The sequence below is a fragment of the Paratractidigestivibacter sp. genome (genome assembly GCF_052362415.1).
Classification (GTDB): Bacteria; Actinomycetota; Coriobacteriia; order Coriobacteriales; family Atopobiaceae; genus Paratractidigestivibacter.
In genome coordinates, this window is the sequence record NZ_DAWEMK010000003.1 from 35,943 (window position 1) to 38,114 (window position 2,172).

Here is a 2,172-nt window from a genome sequence, read left to right on the forward strand (position 1 = left end):
CAGGCGCGGGCACGGCGGAAGTCGTCGGGCTCACCGCGGGCTGGTCCGCCGGGGCGGCCTGCGCGGCGGCCGGGGCGGCAGTCGCGACGCTCTGCGCAGGGGCCGCGGCCGCACGTACGGCGGCGCGACGGGCGGGGCGCTTGCGGGCGGGCGCGGGAACGAGCACGGGCTCGGGGTCGACGTACTCCACGTCGCAGGCGTCGGACAGCATGCCGAGGCTCTTGACGATGTTCTCGCCGTGGCGGACGCCGAAGACCTCGCCGGGGACCTTGATGAACTCGGGCTCGGCGGGCGCCTCCTCGGCGACCTCCTCGGCGGGAGCCTGGTCGGCAGCTGCGGCCTGATCGCCGGAGGCCATGGCGGTCGCGCCCTGCTCGGCCGGGGCGAAGGGATCTGCGCCCTCAGCGGGCTCGATGCTCGCGAGCTTATCGCCGAGGCCGGCATAAGCGATCTCGGGCTGGTCGTCGGGCGACTGGGCCGCGGCGCGGGCGGCGGCGTTCTCGGCCGCCTCCTTCATCGCCTCGACGGCCTCGTCGATACTCTCGGGGCCGTGGACGCTCTCCAGTCCGGAGGGGCGGACGTTCTCGAGCACGCCGAGCATGGCGGCGACGCCGGACTTGTTGTCGTTCGCGCCGTCGGTGCAGTCCGAGAAGTGCTCCAGGACACCGGTCACGCCGAGCACGACGAGCGGCAGCGCAGCGAGGATGCCGATGACCCACATGAAGCGGCGGAAGCTGCCGGGGAGGAAGCCGAGCACCTGGAAGAGCATGCAGGCCGCGACGACCGCGACGCAGTACTTGCTCACCTTCCACGCGAGCGGGACGAAGCGGGCAGCTGGCGAGGACGCGAGGACGTTCTCGTGCGGGGAGTCGTAGTGGGCGACGATCACGATCGGGCGGTTGCCCTTGATGACCATGGGGCCGCACGCCTTGTGGAAGGCGACGACGTTCTGGCTGCGGGTCGTCGGGCCGAGCGGCGAGATGAAGTCGTGGCCGAAATACTTCAGCACAAAGAGCGCAGCGGGGCAGACCGCGAGCACGAAGCCGAGCGCGGTGAGCACAGGCACGCCGATTCCGCCCAGCACGATACCGATGAACATCAGCACGTAGAGCACCGAGGGCACGGTCCCGCCGAAGGTCTTCGCGTCGAACTCCTCGACGCTGGGCTCGACGTCGTGCTGCCGCATGAGGTCAGCGATGACGTCCGCCGCCTGAAGCTCCTCTTGGCTCCCGGCAGGGCAGATGCCCACCTTCTCGTTGAGGTAATCAAGATAGTCATGTGTCATGGCCATTGTGAGGGTCCTTTGGAAGAGTCTAGAGAGCAGTCTTCATCGTGATGCATACAATCAAAAGAGTATACGTCTAGGATTTGGATTTCGTGGATAGCGGGAGCGCGCATCGGCGTAATGACCTTTTTTCTCGCCGATGTGTGGGCCGGCGCGTACAGGGAGGACACGTGGCGTCACAGGACAAGCACCCCATCTCGGCCGATGAGGCACACGCCGAGAAGATCGCCCGCATCGCGGTCTTCTTTATGAACAGCTCCGCGCCAGTGCCGTCGTCGCGCGTCTACGAGCTCTTCTACCCTGGTCAGGCCCCCGCAACCGCGCGCAAGAACTTCGGCCGCGACCGCAAGACCCTCGACTCCGCCGGCGTTTACCTGCAGGAAGTCAGCGTGTCCTCCGTTAACGAGAAGTGCTGGCAGGTCGACGAGTGCCGAAGCTACGCCGCCGGTGCGGAGCTCGGCGCGCTCGAGGCGATGGCTCTCAACCTCGCCTGCCAGCCCCTGCTCGCGGACGAGGGCTTTGTCTTCGGCGACGAGCTCCGCTTCGCGCTGGCGAAGATCGACCGGAACTTCGGCGCCGCCGACCGCGCCGTCCAGACGCGCACCTGTGCGGAGTCCAAGGCCGCGAAGGTCGTCGTGGAGTGCATGGGGAGCCATCAGGCGGTCGCAGTCTCGTACCGCGACGCGCGGGGCAGGGCTTCCGAGCGGACCTTCCTCCCCTACGGCTCGTTCTCGTGCCGCGGGCACGGCTACGTCGTCGGCGATTGCATCCAGGAAGACGGCTCGAAGGCCACGAGGACCCTGCGGCTCGACCGCATCGAGCGGGCGAAGGCGACGCAGGAGGGCTTCGAGGTGCCGGCGGGCTTCGACATCAACGAGCACGTCAAG

Annotated in this window: 1 protein-coding gene and 1 pseudogene; one reads left to right on the plus strand and one right to left on the minus strand. The window is 68.2% G+C overall.

Annotation, left to right across the window (positions count from 1 at the left end; genetic code table 11):
• Positions 1-1,291, minus strand: a pseudogene (locus ACT84W_RS00795) (hypothetical protein); the annotation flags it as partial.
• 164 nt (positions 1,292-1,455) lie between these two features.
• On the opposite strand from ACT84W_RS00795, the gene ACT84W_RS00800 reads away from it, so the two are divergent.
• Positions 1,456-2,172: helix-turn-helix transcriptional regulator (locus ACT84W_RS00800; protein ID WP_444327889.1), on the plus strand; the 717-nt coding region annotated here is incomplete at its 3' end.